The following is a 20,382-nucleotide window of genomic DNA, read 5'->3' on the forward strand; positions in this document are numbered from 1 at the left end:
CGGGTTACCGCTCTGCCCAAATTGTATTCAGAGGAAGCCCAGCTTCTTCATCAGATCACCGATCTGTTGTTCCTGCTGCTCAAGAAATGACCGGAAATCATCGCCCGAGTTGTGGATGTTCACCCAACCGTTGCGTGCACGAACCTCTTCCCATTCCGGGGTGTCGTACATCTTGGCAATCGCGGCCTGGTAGGCTGCAAGCTTGTCCTCGGGCAGACCCGGGGCCGCAAAGAAGCCACGCCAGTTCACAAAGGTGGTGTCGATGCCCTGTTCTTTCATGGTCATCGCGTCTGGGGCGGCATCTACGCGATCTGCCGATGTGACGCCGATGATCTTAACTTCACCTGCGTTGGCCAGATCGACGGCTTCAGAGAAACCTGTAGACAGCGCTGCGATCTCACCGGACAGAAGGGCAGCCATGGCTTTGCCACCCGCATCATATGGAATGTACTTCACGCCAAGCGCATCTTTTCCGGCCGCTTCCATCACCATGGCTGCGACCAGGTGGTCCATACCACCAGGAACCGAGCCACCGCCGATGGCCGTGTTGCCGGGGTCGGCGTCGAAAGCTGCCAGCAGATCACTCATAGAATTGATGGGGCTGTCTTTACCGACAACAATGGCTGCGTAATCACCGATCGTACCCGACACCAGCGTCAGGTCGCGGAAGTTGTGAGGGAACACGCCAGTCAACGAACGGATCACGATTGGCGTGGAGTTTACCATCAATGTCCCGTGGTTGCTGTCGGCGTTTTCAATCAGATAGCCGATGGCTTTGCCGCCACCACCGCCTGACATGTTTTCATAAGACGCGGTGCCCACAAGACCGGCGTTCGTCAGCGCTTCGCCGGTGCCGCGGGCGGTACCGTCCCAACCACCACCGGCGCCGCCGGGGATCAGAAAGTGGATGCTGTCCACTACCTGGTCTTCAGCCAGAACAGGTCCTGCAAGACCTACTGCAGCAACAGCTGCGATAAGGGCGCGACGGCCCAGTGCGAATGTTGTCATGATGTCCTCCCATTTGACAACGGGCCGCATGGCGGCTCAGATTGGGAAGAACAAAAACACACCAACCTGACATCAACCTGTCACGCGCGAGAATAGTATTATAGTCCGATGAAATTTCTGCTTGTCGAAGACAATCTAGACCTCGCAAACGCGATCAGTTCCCGCATGAGGTTAGACGGGCATGTGGTTGATAACGCGTCTACATTAGGTGATGCTACTGCCTTCGTTGAAACTCAGGAATACGATCTGATCCTGCTGGATATCATGCTGCCGGATGGGGACGGTCGCGATTTCCTCAAGCGGCATCGCGCGAGCCATTTGGACACGCCGGTGATCGTTTTGACGGCCCGCAGTCAGGTTTCGGATCGAATCGGCTCGCTTGATCTTGGTGCTGACGATTATGTCACCAAACCGTTTGATCATGCCGAGCTTGAAGCGCGCTGCCGCGCAGTTCTGCGTCGTAAATCCGGGAATACGAAGACAACGATAGAAGTCGGCGGCATCGTATTCGATCCCCTGGCTGGCCATCTGACCGTGGGTGACGAGACCGTGTCGCTGCGCAATCGTGAACTGCGCCTGCTGGAATTGTTCATCAGCGCACCTGGTCAGGTTTTTTCGAAACAAAAACTAACGGACCGGCTGTTTTCTTATGATGATGATGTCTCTGATAACGCGATCGAAGTTTATGTGGGCCGTTTGCGCAAGCATCTGGAACCCTCGGACCTGAAGATCACCACGCTTCGTGGGCTGGGATACAGACTTGACCATGCCTCCTGATCCCAATGTGTCAGGATCGCTGCGGAACAGGCTGGTTCTGACACTGATCGGCGGCGCGGCCATACTTGCGTTCCTGCTGTTTGTCGCAGTCCGAAACTATGCTGCGCAGGTCGCGCAACAGGGGCAAGACAACATACTTGGTGCATCAGTGGCCTCAATCCTCGATGCGGCCGCTTTGCGGGAAGGGGAGCTGGAGGTCGATATCCCATATGCCGCCTTCGCGATGCTAAGCACCCCTGCGGACGACCGGATCTTCTATTCTATTTTTCAGGACGGCACGTTTCTTTCCGGATACGAGGATTTTCCACCGACCATTGGACCGCGTGACGGAAAGTCGCTTTTCAGTTCCAGTCAGATTCGCGGTGAAACCATTCGTCAGGTCAGCGCCAGCCGGACTTTGGTGGGATTGGACAAACAAACCGAACTGGTGGTCGCGCTGGGGCAGACACAAGACGCGTTGGCCGAAACTCTGGACCAGATTTCGCGCAATGCAGCGATTCTGGGCGTAGGGTTCTTTGCCCTTGCTGCCGCTCTTTCCTTCTGGGCGACGTCCTCGACCATCGGGCAGTTGAATAGATTGACAACCTCTGTCACCCGCCGTGGGCCGCAGGATCTGAGCCCGTTCAAAAAGCCGGTACCCCGCGAAATGGCCCCGTTGGTTGCTTCACTGAACTCATTGATGGGTCGGCTTGATCAGTCACTCAGCCAGTCAGAAGACTTTATTGCCGAGGCGGCCCACCGTGTTCGCACCCCTCTTGCTACGGTCAGGTCCTATGCTGACGCCACTTTGCAAAGGGTTGAAAAAGAAGAAAACCGCGAGGCGCTGCGCTCGATGGTGCGCGCCATTGACGAAAGCTCTCGTGCAGCCGGACAGCTGTTGGATCATGCGATGATCACGTTCCGGGCTGACCACCTTGAGCGGGAAGACATTGACCTGAACGCTTTGGTCAGTGACCTTGTGCAGCGCCTGACACCAATTGCCGAGATGAAGGACTTGTCGTTGTCGCTTTGTGGCGACCCACAGGTCATGTATTCAGGTGACCCCATCCTCATTCAAAACGCCGTGCGCAACATGATTGACAACGCACTTAAATATGCTCCGGCCGACAGTTCTGTTCGCATCGAAGTCACGTCGGAGCCATGGGCTCAAATCCGGGTAAAAGACCGTGGCCCGGGGTTTCCCTTAAACGAAATTGACACTCTCACGCGTCGGTTTGAACGGGGTAAGAACGCAAGTGGTACCATTGGGTCCGGTTTGGGCCTGACCATCGCGCAGGACGTTGCAACAGCGCATGGTGGAGCGCTTGCCTTGTCCAACAGACAGGGAGGCGGCGCATGCGTTACATTATCGCTTTAGTCTTCCTTTGGTTTCCCGCTGTCACACAGGCGCAAGTCTGGGAGGATTGGCAAGTATTCAACGCCGAAGCAGACGAGGCACATATTCGGGTCATCTCAAGCACCGATACGTTTTTGTTTGAGCCTATGATTTCCAGCTTTATCAAGGAAAACCCTGACATTTCTGTCGAGTATTTGGTGACGGGTACTGCCGACATCGATCGGATCGTGCGCACCGCACCGGAAGATTTCGATATTGTCATTTCCAGCGCCATGGACCTGCAACTGAAACTGGCCAATGACGGTTATGGACGCGTGATTGATGACATATCGCTGCCATCCTGGGCGCAGTGGCATCGCAGTCTTTTCGCCTTCACGTTCGAGCCCGCGACCATCGTGATCAACCGTGCCGCCTTTTCCGGCGCGCCTGTCCCAGAGACCCGACAGCAACTGATTGAAGCTCTTCGAATGCGACCGGACAGCTTTCGGGGCCGGGTGGGAACTTATGACATCCGTCAGTCCGGTCTAGGGTATCTGTTTGCGACGCAGGATGCCCGTGCGTCAGAAACGTTCTGGCGCCTGATGGAAGTCATGGGCGGGTTGGATGTGCGTCTGTACTGCTGTTCCGGCGACATGATTGATGATCTTGTTAAAGGTGAGATCGCCGTAGCCTATAATGTACTTGGCAGCTATGCGGATGCGCGCGCCGGGCACAAGGATACGCTTGAGGTTATCCTGCCGTCGGATTTTCAGACGACCATGATGCGCACGGTGATGGTTCTTGAAGGTACACCCGTACCCGAATTTGCCGCGTCTTTTGTTCGTCACCTTGTATCAAAGCAATCCACGCAGTCAGGTGGGGGCCACACCCTCCCGCCTTTGGCACCTTTTGACACGGACGAAGAACGTGAAACGATTGGGCTTGATCCAGCGCTGATGACGTTTTTGGACAGATTAAAACGCCGCCGTTTTCTGGCCGAATGGGAAAGCGCAGTTATCCAGAGATAGCCCTGCCGTCATTCCCTAAATGCACGATTGAAGTAATCGGCCATCGGCTTGACCAGATAGGACAACGGGGTGCGTTCATCGGTTTTGATCAGTGTCTCAACAGGCATACCCGGCAAAAGCTCCTGACCGTTGAGACGGTCCAGCTCGCCATCATTCATAACCACTTCGGCGCGGTAGAATGTAAAGCCGGACTTTTCATCCGTGAATGTATCGGCTGACACGTTTTTGACCTGCCCGTCCAATTCAGGCGTTTCACGCTGATTGAAGGCCGGAAACCGCAGGGCGACAGGTTGACCTACATGCAGCTGATCCACATGGATCGCGTCAACGCGCGCGGCGACAAGCAATGGCGTATCCTGTGGAACAACATACATCATGGGTTCACCCGGCTGAACGACAGACTGAAGGGCAAAGACCTGACTTCCATATACTGTTCCGCTGACCGGTGCGCGGATGTCCAATCGTGTCAGCCGCTCGGACAGGGACAGTCGGCGTTCCGATAGTTCAGCAACTTGTGCCTGTACGTCCCGCAACGTGGTAATCGCCTCTTCGCGGCGGGTAGCAGTCAGTTCAACAATCTGGATCTCGGTTGAAGCGATCTGCCCTTTGAGGCGGGCGACTGCGGCTTCCAGTCGGCCTATTTCACCTGTCAGGCTGGCTTCTTCCCGTTGCAGGGCCAGTACACGACTGGTTTGCGTCAATCCTCGTTTCAACAGGCTTTGCTGGTCTTCCAGCTCATCCTCGATCAATTCAACCTGACGGCGCAGCGAAACGAGTTGGGCCTGCGTGCCTTCAATCTCGCTCTCGATCTGAACCAGCTGCTTGTTCAGCTGTTCTTGCTGTTTGGATAGGGTTTCCACCCGGGCGTCGAACAGGTTTTGCTGACCTTCGATCAGGTCCAGATCAATGCTGTATTCCGTCTGAATCTCGTGCAACCGCGCCGCCAACTCTTGCGACGAAAGCCCGTCGCGTTCGGCCTGAAGCCGGACACGCCGTGTCAGAAGCTCAAAAAGCTGCGCTTCCACAATCGTCTGTTCGGACGATAGGAAAGTATCATCCAGCCGCAACAGCATCTCGCCCGAGGCGACCACATCACCATCGCGTACAAATATCTCGCCAACAACGCCGCCATCAGGGTGTTCGACCACCTGACGGTTGCTTTGTACCTCGATCACTCCTGAGGATACGATCGCACCTGCGAGGCGCGTCTTCACTGCCCAAAGACCCAATCCGCCAACCAAAATGGCAAGTGCGGCGAATCCCACCAAGGCAGGAATTTTCATACTCCAGGCCTGCGCCTGCTTCTTGGTCGTCTTTTTTGCCATTATTCACCTACGGGGCTAAGCTTGCGCTTAATCGCGCCGGCATTCTGCACCATTGCGCTGAGAACCTCGTCACGGCTGCCGAACCTGACCACTTGTCCTTTTTCGACAACGGCCAGATCGTCACATTCCGAAATGGCCTGCGGGCGGTGTGTCATGATGATCGCGGCTTTGCCGGCCGCCTTGAGCCCCCTCACGGCTGCGTTCAAGGCTTCGGTGCCATCCGCGTCCAGTGCCGAGTTTGGTTCGTCGAGAATAAGCAGAACAGGGTCGCCATAGAGGGCGCGGGCCAGCGCGATGCGCTGTTTCTGCCCGCCTGACAACTGGCTGTCATTGCCTTCAAGGAAGGTACCATAACCCTTTTCCAAAGACAGGATCAGGTCGTGCGCATTGGCTTTCTTGGCTGCGGCCACCACTGCTTCGGAATCCGGGTTTTCTGACATCCGGGCGATGTTCTCGGCCACAGTCCCGTTAAACAGGGTAACCTGCTGCGGCAAATATCCGATATGGCTGCCCAGATCGTTGGAGTCATATTGATCCAGAGTGGCACCACCCAGCCGAATTTCACCGGCTGCCGGATTCCAAAGCCCCAGCAACGCCTTGGCCAGTGTCGTCTTTCCCGATCCGCTTTTGCCGATGACACCCAGCGCCTTGCCCGGTTGCAACTTCAGATTCACGTTCCGCAACGTTGGCGTTGTTGCCCCGGGGGGAATGACAGTCAGCGATTTGGCTTCCAACTGTGCCTTCGGGATGGGCAAGCGAATCCGCTGCTCTTCGGGCGGGGTCTGATCCAAAAACCGGCTTAGGGAAGTCCAGGCCGTTCGCGCACGTTCGATCATGCCCCATTGGCCGACCGCTTGTTCGACCGGGGCGAGGGCTCGACCCAAAAGGATTGAACCCGCGATCATCGCGCCCGGTGTCATTTCGTTTTGCAAAACCAGCCACGCGCCCAAGGCAAGCATTGCAGATTGAAGAAACAGTCGTAACGACTTGGTCAAAGACGTAAAACTGCCTGTCCAGTCGCTGGCCGAAATGGTTTGGCGCAAGGCATTCGAACGCTGGTCCAACCACCGCTTTGTCACGTCCGCCTGCATACCCTGTGAGCGCACAACCTCTGCCGCTTGTCTCGCATGTTCCGCAAAGGCGTTTGCCCGCGCTGCTGCAGTTTGTGCTTCAGCGACTTTTCTGCTGGTCAGAGCCTGATTGAGCAGTGCAATCACGACAAGCAGAACACCGCTTGCCACGGCCAGCCAGCCCAGCAAGGGATGAAACAGGAAAATCGCACCCAGAAAAACAGGCGTCCATGGAATATCCATCACCGCCAGCAGAACGGGGGATGAGCACAGGTTTCGAATGGATTCCAAATCACGCAAGGCCGTTGCCGGGGCAGATCGTATTTGCGGCAAAAGTGAACGCCGCAGCGTTGCTTCGAAGACGCGCTCATCCAACTGTGACTGGAACCGTGCGCCGAACCGGGCCACGATGCGTCCGCGGGCAAAATCCAGCATCGCCATCAGCGCATAAAGCAACGCCACCAACAAAAACAGCGCTGTCAGTGTTTCCACTGCACGCGAGCCCAATACCCGGTCATACACCTGCAACATGAACAATGGGCCAGTCAGCATAAGCAGGTTCACAAAAATGCTGAACAAGAACGCCAAAGCAAGGAACGCGATCCCCTGATTGCGCACATTGCGCAGTTCATGCCGGGGGGCCGCAGATACGCGGTGTTCAGGTTTCAATGTTTTAAATCCATATTATCCGGAGATGCGCCCCCGCATTTAAAAAGTTAGATCAGCCTTGCCAAGTTTGCACATCTTTTTTTGGGCAAGAAACCGCGGGTCCCTAGCGTAAAGAAGCACTATTCAGCCGTAGCTGACAAAAATCTAACGGCAATTACAGGCGCCGCTGGGCGGGCGTTTCAGGATTACGGCAAATCGGGCGGAATACAGCAAATAGACGGACGCGCGAAGACCGCAGCCCGCCAACAAGCCGCAGGCGATTATGGTTGCATTGATCCCGCCGCGAAATGACCGAGACCGGATTTTTCGACTTCAACTGTAAGGATGACAAGCGTTTTTTAATGTCGGACATTATTGTTTATTTTGTCCTACATTAAATGTAAAAGTGAATGAAATACGAATCGGAGAAGCCGCGCGTGGTCAAAAGAACGCCCCCAAAAGAAAAAGCTGAGAGTGTCGGCAACACCTTGAAGGTGCTACCGGCTGGCAGCAGCGGCCGGGACGTTCTGGAGGCTCTCTCTGGAATGATCGAACTGGAAGGATTGAAGGTAGGCGATCGCCTGCCGCCAGAGATCGAAATTGCAAATCAGCTTGGGATCGGAAGGGCGAAGGTTCGGGAGGCTCTGACAAGCTGGCAGAACATGGGCATCGTTGTGCGGAACAAGAAAGCCGGGACGCGATTGGCGGCCGAGGTATCTGCCAACACGATCCACCTTCCATTCACGCTGAAGCTCGAAGCCGAAAGCCTTTTGCGGACGCACGCCGTGCGTCGGCCACTGGAAATTGAGGCAGCAAGGTTGGCAGCACTGAATTGCTCAGACGCGCAGCGGCTTTTGATTTCGGCCCGCGTTGCAGAACTCATAGCTGTTCATTCTGCCGGTGAGGACTGGCGTCAGGCAGACTACCGGTTTCACGCTTCACTGCACGAAGCGTGCGGAAACCCATTGTTCGGGCAGCTAATCCGGCAGATTCAAGAAGCCTTTAACGAAGTATACGAAGCACCATTCGGCCAACCGCACTTGGGTCAGGCCTCAATTCCAATGCACACGCAACTTGCCGAAGCAGTCGTCGCTGGCAGAGCAGAAGAAGCCGCAAGGATTGTCGGCGAGATCATGGACATGGTCGAAGCAGAAGTCCTGGAAATCATGGAAAGTCAGAATGTCTGATTACAAAGACCTTGCAACGCGTCTTGCAGCAATCTTCCCGGACGCGGCAGGTTCGGTCACGCCGCCTATTGTTCAAACCTCACTATTCACTTTCGACAATTATCAGAGTTTTGAAGACCGGATGGCGGGAAGATCAGAAACAGCCATCTACACGCGCGTGGAAAACCCGACCGTCGCCGCGTTTGAAACGCTCATGGCTGAAGCCGAACAAGGTCAGACAGCCGTTGCATTTGCTTCCGGGATGGCCGCAATATCTTCGACGCTGCTGGCATTTGTCAAACCCGGTGACCGGATTGCCTGCGTCGAACATGTCTATCCGGACACATTCCGGTTTATGGAGCGCATCCTGCGCCCGTTCGGGGTGCATATCGACTATCACGCGCCGGAGCGTTTCGAAAACGACCCCGAACTGCTTGCCGATGTAACGCTTGCCTATCTGGAGAGTCCCGGTTCCGTCGTTTTTGAGGCGATGGATCTGCGCCGCGTCGCAGAGCATGCCAGACGCCACAATGTGCTGACGATGATCGATAATTCATGGGCAAGCCCGGTATTCCAACGCCCCCTCACACTGGGCATCGATATCGTCATCCACTCAGCCTCGAAATATATCTCGGGGCACTCGGACACGGTTGCGGGCGTGGCGGTTGCCTCCAAAAACCATATCGCCCGCATCCGTGATCTGACACTTCCTTTGCTTGGTGCTAAACTGGCACCTTTTGAAGCGTTCCTGTTGACGCGCGGCCTGCGTACTTTGCATGCGCGCATGATGCAGCATCAGGCGACTGCCAACATCTTCGTCGATCACCTGGCCACTGTTCCGCAGGTGAGGCGAGTCAACTCACCCGGGGCCAACGACGTTCCCGGGTTGACGGGGCGGTCCGGACTTATGTCGGTTGAGTTTGATGACAGTGTCGACATCGCAAAGTTTTCTGATGCTTTGAACCTATTCCGCCTCGGCGTGAGCTGGGGCGGCTTCGAAAGTCTGATCCTGCCTGCACGCGTTGGGCTTGCTCAGGCTGGCGAACAGAACTCAATGCAGAAATTTGGGGTCTCACCCAATCTGGTGCGCCTGAGTTTGGGGCTCGAGTCGGCAGAAGACTTGTGGGCCGATTTTGCTTCGGCTCTCGCCGAAAGCACGGCTTAGAACTGTTCGCTCAATAAAATCAACAGGAGGAAAACATGAAAAAACTACTATCAGGAATGACGGCTGCGGCCGTGTTCATGGGTTCGGCATCTTATGCCGAGACCACACTGAAACTGGTCGAGGTTATTACGAGCCCCGAGCGTACAGAGGTGCTTCAGGGGCTGGTTGATGAATTTGAAGCCAATAATCCCGACGTCACTGTCGAGATTGTATCGCTGCCGTGGGGCAACGCGTTCGAAAAGCTGGCGACAATGGTGGCAGGTGGCGACATCCCGGATGTGGTTGAAATGCCTGATACCTGGCAGGCTCTTTATGCCGGGTCCGACCAGCTGGTCAGTCTCAAGGACCATGTCGCTGGATGGGAACACGGGGCAACGCTGACAGACAAGACCGTTGCCATGGGCAGCCAGGCGGGTGATCTCTATATGATCCCGTACGGCTTCTACCTGCGGGCGATGTTCTACAACAAAAAACTGCTGGCCGAAGCCGGTATCGACACCCCTCCGACTACGATGGAGGAGTTCAAGGCTGCCTCTGCCGCGGTGTCCGAGCTTGAAGGCAAGTACGGATACTGTCTGCGCGGTGGTCCCGGTGGAACAAATGGCTGGATCATGTTCGCCGCAGCCATGAACGGCACCAACGAGTTTTTCACAGAAGACGGCACCAGCCGCATCAACGAGCCCGGCTCGGTCGAAGGCATCCAGTTCATGATCGACATGTATCAGAACGGATATGCGCCCAAGGATGCCGTCAGTTGGGGCTTTAACGAGATTGTGGCTGGTTTCTATTCCGGCACCTGTGCATTCCTCGATCAGGACCCGGACGCACTGATCGCTATTGCCGAGCGGATGCCTGCCGAAGATTTCGCGGTCATTCCGATGCCTGTTGGGCCTTCGGGCAAAGCTTTCCCGACCATTGGGTTCGCAGGCTGGTCGATCTTCAGTGCAACTGAACATGAAGCCGAAGCCTTTGATCTGGTCGCAGCCCTGTCGACGCCCGAAGCCAACGCCACGTGGGCAAAGCGTGTTGGCGTCATTCCGATCCACAAAGGCGCCGACCAGGATCCTCATTTCCAGACCGAGCAATTCAAAGGCTGGTTCGAAGAACTGAACGGTGAGCAATATGTGCCGACAACAATGCCAACCAACCTGGAGCAGTGGGGCTACTTCGGCAGCACACTTCTGCTGGAAACCAGTCAGGAAGCCCTGTTGGGGCAGCGCAGCGCGCAGGACGTCGCGGATGAGTGGGCAGAGTTCCTCACCGACGAGCATGCCAAGTGGAAGGCAAAACAGTGATTTCGCGTACTCAGAAAACTGTCAGGCCCGGGGAAACCCGGGCACGACGCTCGCTCTACCTGCAATACATGGTCGAGCCTTTTTTCTATTTGTCGCCCGCAATTCTTTTGATCGGTGCGGTGATCATGGTTCCGCTAATCATCGGAATCTCATATTCGTTCCAATCCATTGAGCTGTTAAAGCCTTTTGCTTCTGGTTGGATCGGGTTTGAAAACTACGTTGACCTGTGGCGAGACCGCAAGTTCTGGATCGCGATGGAGAACACGCTGTTCTGGACCTTTTGGTCGATAACATTCCAGTTTCTGCTTGGCCTTGGCCTTGCCATGCTTTTGAACACGCAGTTCTTTGGAAAGAAACTTTTTCAGGCGCTTGTTTTCCTACCCTGGGCTGTCCCGACCTTCCTTTCCGCGCTGACTTGGGCGTGGCTTTTTAACCCTGTCATCGGCCCGCTGCCGCATTGGCTGGCCGCGCTTGGCATTCTGTCAGAGCCCTACAATATCCTTGGCGACCCCAAGCTTGCCATGTGGGGTCCGATCACAGCAAATATCTGGTTTGGCGTGCCGTTCTTTGCGATCACGCTGCTGGCGGCTTTGCAATCAATACCCGATGAGCTTTATGAGGCCGCAGAAGTCGATGGCGCGACCCCCTGGCAGACCTTCACCAAGATCACGTTGCCGTTTCTTGCTCCGATGATCGCGATCACCGTGATGCTGAGGACGATCTGGATCGCCAATTTCGCCGACCTGATCTATGTGATGACCGGCGGCGGGCCTGCCAATTCGACGCAAATCCTGTCGACCTACATATTCACCACCGCTTTTCGCAAATTGGACTTCGGCTACGCGTCAACCATTGCTGTGGCGCTGTTGCTGATCCTTCTGATTTACGCCGTTATCCTGCTCTGGCTTCGCAAGAAGCTGGTCAAGATTTGAGGAGTTGACCATGTCAGCTGTCAGGAAACCCAACCCCCTGCTGGTTGTGGGTAAATACGCGGCACTTGCGTTCTATCTGATCTTTGCGTTGTTCCCGCTTTATTGGTTGCTCAAGATCGGGTTGACGCCGGACGCACTGATCTTTTCAGAGGGCACCCGCCTGTTTCCAAGCGAGGTGACCTTTTCAAACTTCAAAACGGTTATCTTTCAGACCGATTTTGTGGTCTATTTCCGGAACTCTCTTGTGGTGTCGCTGGGCGCGGCGTTCTTTACGACCTTGTTCGCGGCTGGGGCGGGTTATGCCTTTTCCCGCTTCGTCTTTGCGGGCAAACGCATCATCATCGCCTTGATGCTAGTCACCCAGATGTTCCCCCTGCTGATGATCATCGCACCCATCTACAAGATCATCGCGGACCTGGGGCTGCTGAATTCGCTGACAAGCCTTATCGTGGTCTACACTGCGTTCAACATCCCCTTTGCAACATTCCTGATGCAGTCATTTTTTGATGGCATACCCAAAGATCTGGAAGATGCGGCGATGATGGATGGCTGTACACGGTTTCAGGCGCTGCGCAAAGTGGTGTTCCCGCTGACATTGCCCGGGTTAGGGGCGACGCTTGGGTTTGTCTTTACTGCCGCGTGGTCCGAGCTGTTGTTTGCGTTGATGCTGATCTCGAAGAACGACGCGATGACATTCCCGGTTGGCTTGTTGACGTTTGTTTCCAAATTCTCGGTCGATTGGGGGCAAATGATGGCAGCCGGCGTGCTGGCGCTGATCCCAAGTTGCCTCTTCTTCATCTTCATTCAACGCTATCTCGTGCAGGGCCTCACGTCCGGCGCGGTCAAAGGATAGGAGGCCAGATCATGGCACGTATCGAACTTCGTGACGTTGCAAAACGCTATGGATCCGTCGAGGTCCTGCGCAACATCAACCTTGAAATTCAGGATGGTGAGTTCATCGTTCTGGTCGGCCCGTCAGGCTGCGGCAAATCCACTTTGCTGCGCATGGTTGCTGGTCTTGAACCGATATCAAGCGGCGACTTTCTGATCGATGGCGAGCGTATGAACGATGTGAGACCAAGGGACCGGGACATCGCGATGGTGTTCCAATCCTACGCTCTCTATCCGCATATGGATGTCGCGCGAAACATGGGTTTCTCAATGGAAATCCGCAAAGCTCCGGTGGCTGAACGCATATCAAAGGTCGCCCAGGCGGCAGAGACGCTGGGATTGACCAAATTGACGGATCGCTTGCCCAAAGCCCTTTCAGGTGGTCAACGTCAGCGGGTTGCTATGGGACGGGCCATCATCCGAGACCCGCGCGCATTTCTGTTTGACGAGCCATTGTCAAACCTTGACGCCGCTTTGCGTGTCGAGATGCGGCTGGAGATTGCGCGGCTGCATCAAAAGCTCAGCGCGACCATGATCTATGTGACCCATGATCAGGTCGAAGCGTTGACGCTGGCAGATCGGATCGTTGTTCTGAACGCAGGCGACATCCAGCAAGTCGGCAGCCCGCTTGAGCTTTATGAAAGACCGGCCAACAAGTTTGTTGCGCAGTTTATCGGCTCACCCACCATGAATGTTGTGCCTGTATTGGGAACTGAAACTGGTGTGAATGTCGGGAATGGGGTTGAAATAAAAATCCTCGATCAACCCCTTACCGCTCAGGCCAAAGAACTGGGTGTAAGGCCGGAACACATCGATGTCGTGGACAACGGTGCCGGTGATCTGTCGGCCGTTGCGGATGTTGTTGAACATCTGGGGTCGGACACGAACATCTACGTCAATGCCGAGGGGATCGGCCCCATGATGGTGCGCAAGCATGGCAATATCCCCGTGAAATCCGGGGATCGCCTCGGTTTGCGCATTCAAGCACAGAATGCACATCTGTTTGCCTCGGATGGTACAGCGTTGCGACGGGCTTGCTGAGATGATGGGCAATTTGGAAGATCGGGCCAAGTCGCGCACGACAGGACTCCATCCGCGGGATATTTAGATGAACGACAATCAGTTATTGCTTCCGGGGTCACAGTCCGAGACCGGGTTTTGGATTGAAACGCCAAGACACCGCGATTGGTTGATGAACCAGGCCAAGCGGCAACTTACGTTCTTCAGCGCGAGTTGCCGGGATGAGCCCGGGTTCTATACACTTGGTCACGATGGTCGCCCGCTGCCCGGCAAGCTGCAGGAGCTGCACACGACAACCCGGTTGATTCATTCTTATGCATTAGGACATCTGTCTGGTTTTCAAGGTGCTGAACGGATCATTGATCACGGTATGGCATTTCTTGAAAGCCATCACCGAGATCGCGACCACGGCGGATATCTTTGGGCGCTGGAAGGGGATCAGATCAAGGATGACCGCAAGCTTGCTTATGGGCACGTCTTTGTCCTTCTTGCCTCGGCAAGTGCGAAAATGGCGGGTCACCCGGATGCAGACAAACTAATGACAGATGTCCGAAATGTTCTGGAAAAACACTTCTGGGACGAAGAAGCGGGCCTGTTTCGCGATGAATGGAACAGGGATTGGACGCCGTTTTCCGCATATCGTGGAATGAATGCCAATATGCACGGCGTTGAGGCGATGCTGGCTGCCTTTGAGGCAACAGGGGACGAAACCTACCTGTCCCGCGCCGGTCGCATTCTGGACTTTTTCATTGGCAAAATTGCACCCGGTGAAAACTGGCGGCTTCCCGAACACTATTCGTCTGATTGGCAAATTAACCGAGATTATGCGGGCGATCCGATGTTCAGGCCTTCCGGAACAACGCCGGGGCATTCGTTCGAATTGGGTCGGCTTCAGCTTCAGCATTGGGATTTGTCAGGCCGAACGAGCCCTAATACTCCGAACACGGCGCGCCACCTGATTGCGCAGGCTTTGAAAGATGCGTGGCTGCCTGATGGCGGGTTGGCCTACACACTTGATTTTGATGGCCGCGTTGCCAACGCTTCGCGGTTCTGGTGGCCCATCACCGAAGCCATCGGGGCGGTTGCCGCTCTGATCGTGCTTGACAGAAGGCCAGAAGACGAGGAGTGGTACAGAAAGCTCTGGACCTATGCGAATGAAACATTTGTCGATCATCAGCATGGCGGCTGGTATCCAGCAGTAGATGGGGCAGGGGCTGTTGTGACATCCATCTTTGACGGCAAGCCGGACATCTATCACTCGTTGCAAGCCTGTCTGTTTCCACTGTCACAACGTCTATCGAGGTTGATGCCGCTTTAGGTTTGGAAAATCCGCAGTTGCGGCTTGTTTTACCCGAGTCAGAATCCGGTGCAGGATCTTGTCGAATACCCGCTGACTACAAATCGTAGCCTGCGGCGGTGTCCGAAAGTCCCGGGCGCGCTCGGTTGCCCTTGCATTCCAGCGCTATGCATTCCAAACAACCTCGAACTCCTCGCGAAACGCAAAGCGTTTCAGGTGGTCCTCTATAACACCCATCCAAAAGTTCAAATCCTCACGTGGGCCGACTGAAGCAACTATTTCCAGCCCTTCGTCCGTCGCTTTCATCGCAACCGCGCGCCGGTTTTCAAACGAAACGTTTCCTTCAGTTGCGCCAAATTCGACTTGCCCTTTGTGGGACCAGTGCTTGCATAACTGCTGAAGATACTTGCTGGCCATTTCTGTTCGCGCATTTCCAGACGCGCACTGGTCTGGCAACATTTCCAACGCAGTTTCGGCCGCCCCTCGCATAGACTTGGCAAAAAGTGTTACGTCGATATTCGTGGCCAGGAACGTAACCCCAAGATCCAGACACTTGCGCTGCATCACGGGGTCCAACGTTAGGATGCCCGCTGCCTTGCCCGCTGCCACGATCCTTGACAACGCGTCCAAAACCGCTTCGACCACGTCGGGGTGGCCAGCATTGCCGATGTGCCCCATATCCGCGGCCAAATCTGACGGACCGATAAATACGCCGTCGACATCTGTCGTCAGAATGTCATCCAGTGCATCCAGGCCAAGGCGGTTTTCCACCTGAACCAACAGGCAAATCTGGTCGCCTGCCGTTGTCAGGTAATCCGGGATCGCCGCGAAACGCGAAGCACGCGCCAGAGCAGACCCAACGCCTCGAACTCCATGTGGTGGATATTGCACCGCGCGCACCAATTCCCGCGCTTGATCGCCGCTTTCAACCATTGGCACCAATACGCTTTGGACGCCAGCATCGAGATATTGCTTGATCATCCAGGTCTCGCCAATTGGCAGGCGCGCTACCGGTTGGCTACCTGTGCCTTCGATGACCCTCACTTGCTCAAGGATAGACCGCAGATCGTTCGGGGCATGTTCCCCGTCAACAAGCAGCCAGTCAAATCTGGATGTGGCGGCGATTTCGGCGGCATGTGCATTGGCCATCCCAATCCAACATCCGATCTGGGGTTTTCCGGCTTTCAGTGCGGCCTTGAAGGGGTTTGTTGGCGCGGGCATTAAGGTGCTCCTTCAATCAAATTTGATATCGACCGAGCCGAAGGGTCCGAAATCGGCGTGAATTTCCGTGCTTGGCGGGCATTCGACGGGGCGAATGAAGCTGCCCGACAGGATCACTTGTCCGGGTTCAATACTTTGTCCGTATTGCGCCATGCGCCGGGCCAGCCAGACAACACTTTCAACAGGATCATTCAATACGCCGGCCCCAAGGCCGGTTTCCTCAATCTCACCGTTGCGGAAGGTCAAGGCACCAACCCAGCGCAGGTCGAATTCGTCAATCGCGTGGCGCTCTGTACCCAGCACAATCCCTGCATTGGCGGCATTGTCGCTGATCGTGTCAAAGACGGTTCTGGCCTTGCCGGTCTCGGGGTCCTGACGCTGAATACGTGTGTCCAGAATTTCAATCGCCGGTGAGACGTAGTCCGTGGCGGATACGATGTCGTCGCGGCTGACATTCTCGCCACCGACTGCGGATTTCATGATAAAGGCGATTTCAGCCTCGATCCGGGGCTGGATGAACCGGCCCGCAGGGACCATACCACCGTTTTCAAACGCCATATCATCAAACAGGATGCCGCTGTCGGGAATATCGATGTTCAGCGCATATTGCATCGCTTTCGATGTCAGACCGATTTTCCACCCGATGACCTTGCGCCCCTCGGCCAGCTTCTGGCGATAGATGGCGTTCTGCACCTCATAAGCGTCGTCCATACCCATCTGGGGGTGGCGCAGGCTCAGCAGACCGATCTGGTCGCCGGTGCGTTCGGCCTGAAGCAGGTCGGCTGCTGCGCGGGCATGCTCTTCGGGTGTCATGCCTTCTCATCCTCGACTGTGTTGCGCAGGGTGCCGATACCTTCGACAGAAACCTCGACCACGTCACCCGGTGCAAGATATTTTGGCGGGTCAAAGCGCGCGCCCGCACCGGTGGGGGTGCCGGTTACGATAATGTCACCCGGTTTCAGGGTCATGAAGGTCGAGATATACTCGATCTCGCGCCGGATCGGGAACATCATGCGGTCGAGGGTGTCGTCCTGACGCAACTCACCATTGACGCGGGTTTGAATGCGGGCGTCATCCAATTGCGCCGGGTCGGTGAAGGGCACCAGCCAAGGGCCGATCGACCCTGAATTATCCCAGTTCTTGCCCTGAGTTACGTTGAACTTGGCATGGCGCACCCAATCGCGGATCGTGCCTTCGTTGCACAGCGTCAACGCGGCGATGTGCTCATAGGCTTCGTCCTGCGATATCCGGCGACCCGCCTTGCCGATTACAATGGCCACTTCGCCCTCGTAGTCCAGCGTGTGGTTTTCCGGCGGACGGATCAGCGGGCGGTTGTGGCCGGTAAAACCGCTGGCAAAGCGGGGGAACAGCGACATATATTCCGGTTGCGCGCTGCCATCCTTGTATTCCGCATTTCTGTCCGGAAAGTTCACGCCGACGCACAGAATGCGACGTGCATCCGGCATCACCATTTCATAGGTGAAATCGGAATGGGTCACAGGCTTACCCTCGGCCGCCGCAGCCAACCGGCTAAACTCACCCGCAGCGATGACCTCATACAGGCTGGAAAACTCGGGGAAATCACCGTTCAGGGCAATCGCACCATCATCGGTAATCGCGCCAAAAAAGGTATCCCCTTCGGTGGTAAAAGTAGCAAAGCGCATTAAGCCTCCTCGGCGGTGTCGATGCCGCCCATGCACAGGTATTTGAGTTCCATGAAGTCATCCAGCCCATGGCGCGAGCCTTCACGGCCCAGACCAGACATCTTAACCCCGCCAAACGGAGCTTCCGCAGTCGAGATCAGGCCGGTGTTGATTCCGACCATGCCATATTCCAGCTTCTCGGAAACTCGCCAAACGCGAGCCAGGTCGCGGGAATAGAAATATGAGGCAAGGCCGAACTCGGTGTTATTTGCCGCAGCGACGACTTCGCTTTCGGTGTTGAACTTAAAAAGGGGTGCGACCGGGCCAAACGTCTCTTCGGTCGCGACCGCCATCTCCGAAGTAACACCGGTCAAAATGGTTGGCTCAAAGAATGTGCCACCCAGATCGTGCGACTTGCCGCCCAGAGTGACTTCGGCACCTTTCGAGGTCGCATCAGCGATGTGCTCAGCAACCTTGTCGACTGCCGCCTGATCGATCAGCGGACCAAATATGATACCTTCGTCAAAGCCATTACCAGTGGGCAAAGTCGCTACTTTGTCGCGCAGCTTGGCGGCAAAGGAATCGTAGACACCGGCCTGCACGTAAATGCGGTTGGCACAAACGCAGGTCTGACCATTATTTCGAAACTTGGCGATCACCGCTCCTTCCACAGCAGCGTCCAGATCAGCATCATCGAAAACAATGAAGGGCGCATTGCCACCCAGCTCCAACCCCAGTTTTTTGATCGTTGGTGCGCATTGCGCATATAGAAGCGTTCCGATCTCGGTCGAACCGGTAAAGGTCAGTTTCTGTACTGTCGGGTTCCCGGTCATCTCGCCGCCAATGCCACGGGCTGAGCCGGTGACGACCGAGAACAGCCCCGCAGGCAGGCCCGCTCTTTCGGCCAGAACCGCCAACGCGATAGCTGAGAATGGAGTCTGGCTGGCCGGTTTCAGAACCATGGAGCAGCCCGCCGCCAGAGCAGGGCCAGCCTTGCGCGTGATCATAGCGTTTGGGAAATTCCACGGCGTAATCGCGGCTACAACCCCGATGGGTTGTTTGATCGTCAGGATGCGTTTGTCTGGCGCGTGGCCTGGGGTGACATCACCATAGGCGCGGCGGGCCTCTTCTGCGAACCACTCAATGAAGCTGGCACCATAGGCGATCTCACCTTTGGCTTCGGCCAGTGGCTTGCCCTGCTCAGCTGTCAGGATGGCACCCAGATCGTCCTGGTTCTCCATCATCAGTTCGTACCAGCGACGCAGAATTTGACTACGCGTTTTGGCGGTGCGTTTAGCCCACCCGTGGCGCGCGGTCTCGGCGGCAGCAATAGCTTCGGCGGTTTCGGCGGCGCCCAGATTGGGAACATGACCAATAACTTCACCGGTGGCAGGGTTGGTGACGGCAAGGCCGTTGGCCGGGTCAGCTTCATTCCAGCGTGTACCTACAAGGGCAGCCTCTCGCAGCAAACCGGGGTCTTTCAAAGGAAACATTTGGGGACCTGCATCAGTTCGAATTAGATAGATCAACGGCTTGCCCCGCCAAAAGGCACCAGGGGCAAGCAATCGGTATGGGAACCGCGACCCTCAGACCGGGAATATGACGTTAGTCTGACCGGTGCCAGAGGACGGGAAATACTCGGTCACAACCTCGCATTTCTTGTCGTAAGCGTCCCAGCCGAGTGCGCCGTATAGCATCGCGGTATCATGCATCGAACCTTCACCGCAGCAGAAGTTGGCATAGTCACCCAGCATCTTGAGGAACGTAGCGTGATCGCCGTTTTTCCACATTTCCAGCACGTGCAGATCCATCTGGCGATTGAATTCTGAGCTGATTGTGAAAGTGCCGTTATTGGCGGCATAGTCCTTGTTGGCCCAGATCTTGTGCGACAGCGAACCCGACGCAACCAGCAGCACCTTTTCGTCGCTGGCCTCGACTGCTTCGCGGATTGCCTCGCCGACGATACGGCTTTCGTCATGAGCGTGCACAGTGCACCACGCACCGATCGACACCACTTTCATTTCGTGTTCACGGCTCATGAACCGCATCGGCACCAGCGTGCCGTATTCCACCTCAAGGCTGTCCAGGTGATGGGCCAACGTATAAGCACCCTTTTCGGTCGCAATCCGCGCAATCGCATCACCCAATTCGGGATTGCCCTCATATTTATAGGGCAGGTCCTGAATGAACTGGGGGAATTCATTCGATGTAAATAGACCCTCAAAATGGTCGTTGGCGTTTATGTGAAAGCCCGCGTTCAACACCCAATGCGTATCACAGATGACAACAGTTGTTGCGCCCAGTTCCTTGGCGCTACGAGCAATCTCCCGGTGGCCATCAATAGCCGGTTGACGCTTGCCTTTGATCGGTCCTTCCTGCTCGGACATGAGCAGGGTAGGCACGTGAGTCATTTTGGCGGCAAGTACGATTTCTCCCATGGTCTCCTCCTGGAGTTAGAGTTTCTTAGCGCGTATTTCGAGTGCAGTCGTTTTCACTTCCCCAGCTGCATGATGTTGTGATTTCCGGTTGCGAAGCCGACGTGTTTTTGTTCCATGTAGAACTCGAAGCTCCAGTTGCCGCC

18 protein-coding genes are annotated in these 20,382 nt (G+C 55.7%); 10 read left to right on the top strand and 8 right to left on the bottom strand.

The window, feature by feature from the left end:
• Positions 1-27: 27 nt before the first annotated feature.
• On the bottom strand, positions 28-1,008 hold the full coding sequence (locus ACR0M9_RS17635) for a tripartite tricarboxylate transporter substrate binding protein (RefSeq protein ID WP_267366074.1): 981 nt from the start codon (positions 1,006-1,008) through the stop codon (positions 28-30).
• 108 nt (positions 1,009-1,116) lie between these two features.
• Between ACR0M9_RS17635 and ACR0M9_RS17640 the strand changes: the two genes are divergently transcribed.
• The 3 genes from ACR0M9_RS17640 to ACR0M9_RS17650 are packed head-to-tail and all read left to right on the top strand — an operon-like array spanning position 1,117 to position 4,128.
• Complete coding sequence (locus tag ACR0M9_RS17640; RefSeq protein WP_267366073.1) at positions 1,117-1,785, top strand: response regulator transcription factor; 669 nt, start codon at positions 1,117-1,119, stop codon at positions 1,783-1,785.
• Positions 1,775-3,142 carry a sensor histidine kinase gene (locus ACR0M9_RS17645; RefSeq protein WP_480774246.1) on the top strand — a complete coding sequence of 456 codons (1,368 nt, stop codon included), beginning with the start codon at positions 1,775-1,777 and terminating at the stop codon, positions 3,140-3,142. Before ACR0M9_RS17640 ends, ACR0M9_RS17645 begins: the two co-directional genes overlap by 11 nt.
• Positions 3,121-4,128 (top strand): ABC transporter substrate-binding protein, encoded by a 1,008-nt coding sequence (locus ACR0M9_RS17650; protein WP_480774233.1) that lies wholly within the window; start codon positions 3,121-3,123, stop codon positions 4,126-4,128. The genes ACR0M9_RS17645 and ACR0M9_RS17650 overlap by 22 nt, the downstream gene beginning before the upstream one ends.
• 8 nt (positions 4,129-4,136) lie before the next feature.
• On the opposite strand, the gene ACR0M9_RS17655 is transcribed toward ACR0M9_RS17650, so the two are convergent.
• Positions 4,137-5,453 (bottom strand): HlyD family type I secretion periplasmic adaptor subunit, encoded by a 1,317-nt coding sequence (locus ACR0M9_RS17655; protein ID WP_480774234.1) that lies wholly within the window; start codon positions 5,451-5,453, stop codon positions 4,137-4,139.
• Complete coding sequence (locus ACR0M9_RS17660; protein ID WP_480484348.1) at positions 5,453-7,192, bottom strand: type I secretion system permease/ATPase; 1,740 nt, start codon at positions 7,190-7,192, stop codon at positions 5,453-5,455. The genes ACR0M9_RS17655 and ACR0M9_RS17660 overlap by 1 nt, the downstream gene beginning before the upstream one ends.
• Before the next feature lie 389 nt (positions 7,193-7,581).
• Here ACR0M9_RS17660 and ACR0M9_RS17665 point away from each other — a divergent pair, with 389 nt between their 5' ends.
• The 7 genes from ACR0M9_RS17665 (at position 7,582) to ACR0M9_RS17695 (ending at position 14,958) form a co-directional block, all read left to right on the top strand.
• The gene (locus ACR0M9_RS17665) at positions 7,582-8,358 is read left to right on the top strand and encodes a FadR/GntR family transcriptional regulator (protein ID WP_480774235.1); all 777 of its coding nucleotides are present in this window, start codon (positions 7,582-7,584) and stop codon (positions 8,356-8,358) included.
• The gene (locus ACR0M9_RS17670; RefSeq protein ID WP_480774236.1) at positions 8,351-9,502 is read left to right on the top strand and encodes an aminotransferase class I/II-fold pyridoxal phosphate-dependent enzyme; all 1,152 of its coding nucleotides are present in this window, start codon (positions 8,351-8,353) and stop codon (positions 9,500-9,502) included. Before ACR0M9_RS17665 ends, ACR0M9_RS17670 begins: the two co-directional genes overlap by 8 nt.
• 35 nt (positions 9,503-9,537) lie before the next feature.
• Positions 9,538-10,797, top strand: coding sequence for an ABC transporter substrate-binding protein (locus ACR0M9_RS17675; protein ID WP_480774237.1), 1,260 nt, complete (start codon positions 9,538-9,540; stop codon positions 10,795-10,797).
• A 125-nt stretch (positions 10,798-10,922) separates the two neighbouring features.
• The gene (locus tag ACR0M9_RS17680; protein ID WP_480774238.1) at positions 10,923-11,729 is read left to right on the top strand and encodes a carbohydrate ABC transporter permease; all 807 of its coding nucleotides are present in this window, start codon (positions 10,923-10,925) and stop codon (positions 11,727-11,729) included.
• Positions 11,730-11,739: 10 nt separating this feature from the next.
• Positions 11,740-12,582: a carbohydrate ABC transporter permease gene (locus ACR0M9_RS17685; protein WP_480774239.1), complete on the top strand. Its 843-nt coding sequence runs from the start codon at positions 11,740-11,742 to the stop codon at positions 12,580-12,582.
• A gap of 11 nt (positions 12,583-12,593) precedes the next feature.
• Positions 12,594-13,661: an ABC transporter ATP-binding protein gene (locus ACR0M9_RS17690; protein ID WP_480774240.1), complete on the top strand. Its 1,068-nt coding sequence runs from the start codon at positions 12,594-12,596 to the stop codon at positions 13,659-13,661.
• Between the two features lie 67 nt (positions 13,662-13,728).
• Positions 13,729-14,958 carry an AGE family epimerase/isomerase gene (locus ACR0M9_RS17695; RefSeq protein WP_480774241.1) on the top strand — a complete coding sequence of 410 codons (1,230 nt, stop codon included), beginning with the start codon at positions 13,729-13,731 and terminating at the stop codon, positions 14,956-14,958.
• 144 nt (positions 14,959-15,102) lie between these two features.
• On the opposite strand, the gene ACR0M9_RS17700 is transcribed toward ACR0M9_RS17695, so the two are convergent.
• The 5 genes from ACR0M9_RS17700 to hpaD form a co-directional block, all read right to left on the bottom strand.
• Positions 15,103-16,158, bottom strand: a complete 1,056-nt coding sequence (locus ACR0M9_RS17700) for an aldolase/citrate lyase family protein (RefSeq protein WP_480774242.1) — start codon at positions 16,156-16,158, stop codon at positions 15,103-15,105.
• Between the two features lie 12 nt (positions 16,159-16,170).
• Positions 16,171-16,971, bottom strand: coding sequence for a 2-oxo-hept-4-ene-1,7-dioate hydratase (gene hpaH / locus ACR0M9_RS17705; protein WP_480484354.1), 801 nt, complete (start codon positions 16,969-16,971; stop codon positions 16,171-16,173).
• On the bottom strand, positions 16,968-17,822 hold the full coding sequence (locus ACR0M9_RS17710) for a fumarylacetoacetate hydrolase family protein (RefSeq protein WP_480774243.1): 855 nt from the start codon (positions 17,820-17,822) through the stop codon (positions 16,968-16,970). The genes hpaH and ACR0M9_RS17710 overlap by 4 nt, the downstream gene beginning before the upstream one ends.
• Entirely contained in the window at positions 17,822-19,294 is a 1,473-nt protein-coding gene (locus tag ACR0M9_RS17715; RefSeq protein WP_480774244.1) for an NAD-dependent succinate-semialdehyde dehydrogenase, read from the bottom strand. The genes ACR0M9_RS17710 and ACR0M9_RS17715 overlap by 1 nt, the downstream gene beginning before the upstream one ends.
• 93 nt (positions 19,295-19,387) lie before the next feature.
• Positions 19,388-20,239, bottom strand: a complete 852-nt coding sequence (gene hpaD / locus ACR0M9_RS17720) for a 3,4-dihydroxyphenylacetate 2,3-dioxygenase (protein WP_480774245.1) — start codon at positions 20,237-20,239, stop codon at positions 19,388-19,390.
• Between the last annotated feature and the right edge of the window lie 143 nt (positions 20,240-20,382).

This window comes from Ruegeria sp. CH2, assembly GCF_056537065.1.

Excerpts from the sequence above, each read along its gene's own strand:
- ACR0M9_RS17685 (WP_480774239.1), top strand. The coding sequence starts at position 11,740 with ATGTCAGCTGTCAGGAAACCCAACCCCCTGCTGGTTGTGGGTAAATAC.
- ACR0M9_RS17645 (WP_480774246.1), top strand. The coding sequence starts at position 1,775 with ATGCCTCCTGATCCCAATGTGTCAGGATCGCTGCGGAACAGGCTGGTT.
- ACR0M9_RS17715 (WP_480774244.1), bottom strand. The coding sequence starts at position 19,294 with ATGTTTCCTTTGAAAGACCCCGGTTTGCTGCGAGAGGCTGCCCTTGTA.
- ACR0M9_RS17680 (WP_480774238.1), top strand. The coding sequence starts at position 10,923 with ATGGTTCCGCTAATCATCGGAATCTCATATTCGTTCCAATCCATTGAG.
- hpaD (WP_480774245.1), bottom strand. The coding sequence starts at position 20,239 with ATGGGAGAAATCGTACTTGCCGCCAAAATGACTCACGTGCCTACCCTG.
- ACR0M9_RS17695 (WP_480774241.1), top strand. The coding sequence starts at position 13,729 with ATGAACGACAATCAGTTATTGCTTCCGGGGTCACAGTCCGAGACCGGG.
- ACR0M9_RS17640 (WP_267366073.1), top strand. The coding sequence starts at position 1,117 with ATGAAATTTCTGCTTGTCGAAGACAATCTAGACCTCGCAAACGCGATC.
- ACR0M9_RS17670 (WP_480774236.1), top strand. The coding sequence starts at position 8,351 with ATGTCTGATTACAAAGACCTTGCAACGCGTCTTGCAGCAATCTTCCCG.
- hpaH (WP_480484354.1), bottom strand. The coding sequence starts at position 16,971 with ATGACACCCGAAGAGCATGCCCGCGCAGCAGCCGACCTGCTTCAGGCC.
- ACR0M9_RS17690 (WP_480774240.1), top strand. The coding sequence starts at position 12,594 with ATGGCACGTATCGAACTTCGTGACGTTGCAAAACGCTATGGATCCGTC.
- ACR0M9_RS17700 (WP_480774242.1), bottom strand. The coding sequence starts at position 16,158 with ATGCCCGCGCCAACAAACCCCTTCAAGGCCGCACTGAAAGCCGGAAAA.
- ACR0M9_RS17675 (WP_480774237.1), top strand. The coding sequence starts at position 9,538 with ATGAAAAAACTACTATCAGGAATGACGGCTGCGGCCGTGTTCATGGGT.
- ACR0M9_RS17655 (WP_480774234.1), bottom strand. The coding sequence starts at position 5,453 with ATGGCAAAAAAGACGACCAAGAAGCAGGCGCAGGCCTGGAGTATGAAA.
- ACR0M9_RS17650 (WP_480774233.1), top strand. The coding sequence starts at position 3,121 with ATGCGTTACATTATCGCTTTAGTCTTCCTTTGGTTTCCCGCTGTCACA.
- ACR0M9_RS17710 (WP_480774243.1), bottom strand. The coding sequence starts at position 17,822 with ATGCGCTTTGCTACTTTTACCACCGAAGGGGATACCTTTTTTGGCGCG.
- ACR0M9_RS17635 (WP_267366074.1), bottom strand. The coding sequence starts at position 1,008 with ATGACAACATTCGCACTGGGCCGTCGCGCCCTTATCGCAGCTGTTGCT.
- ACR0M9_RS17665 (WP_480774235.1), top strand. The coding sequence starts at position 7,582 with ATGAAATACGAATCGGAGAAGCCGCGCGTGGTCAAAAGAACGCCCCCA.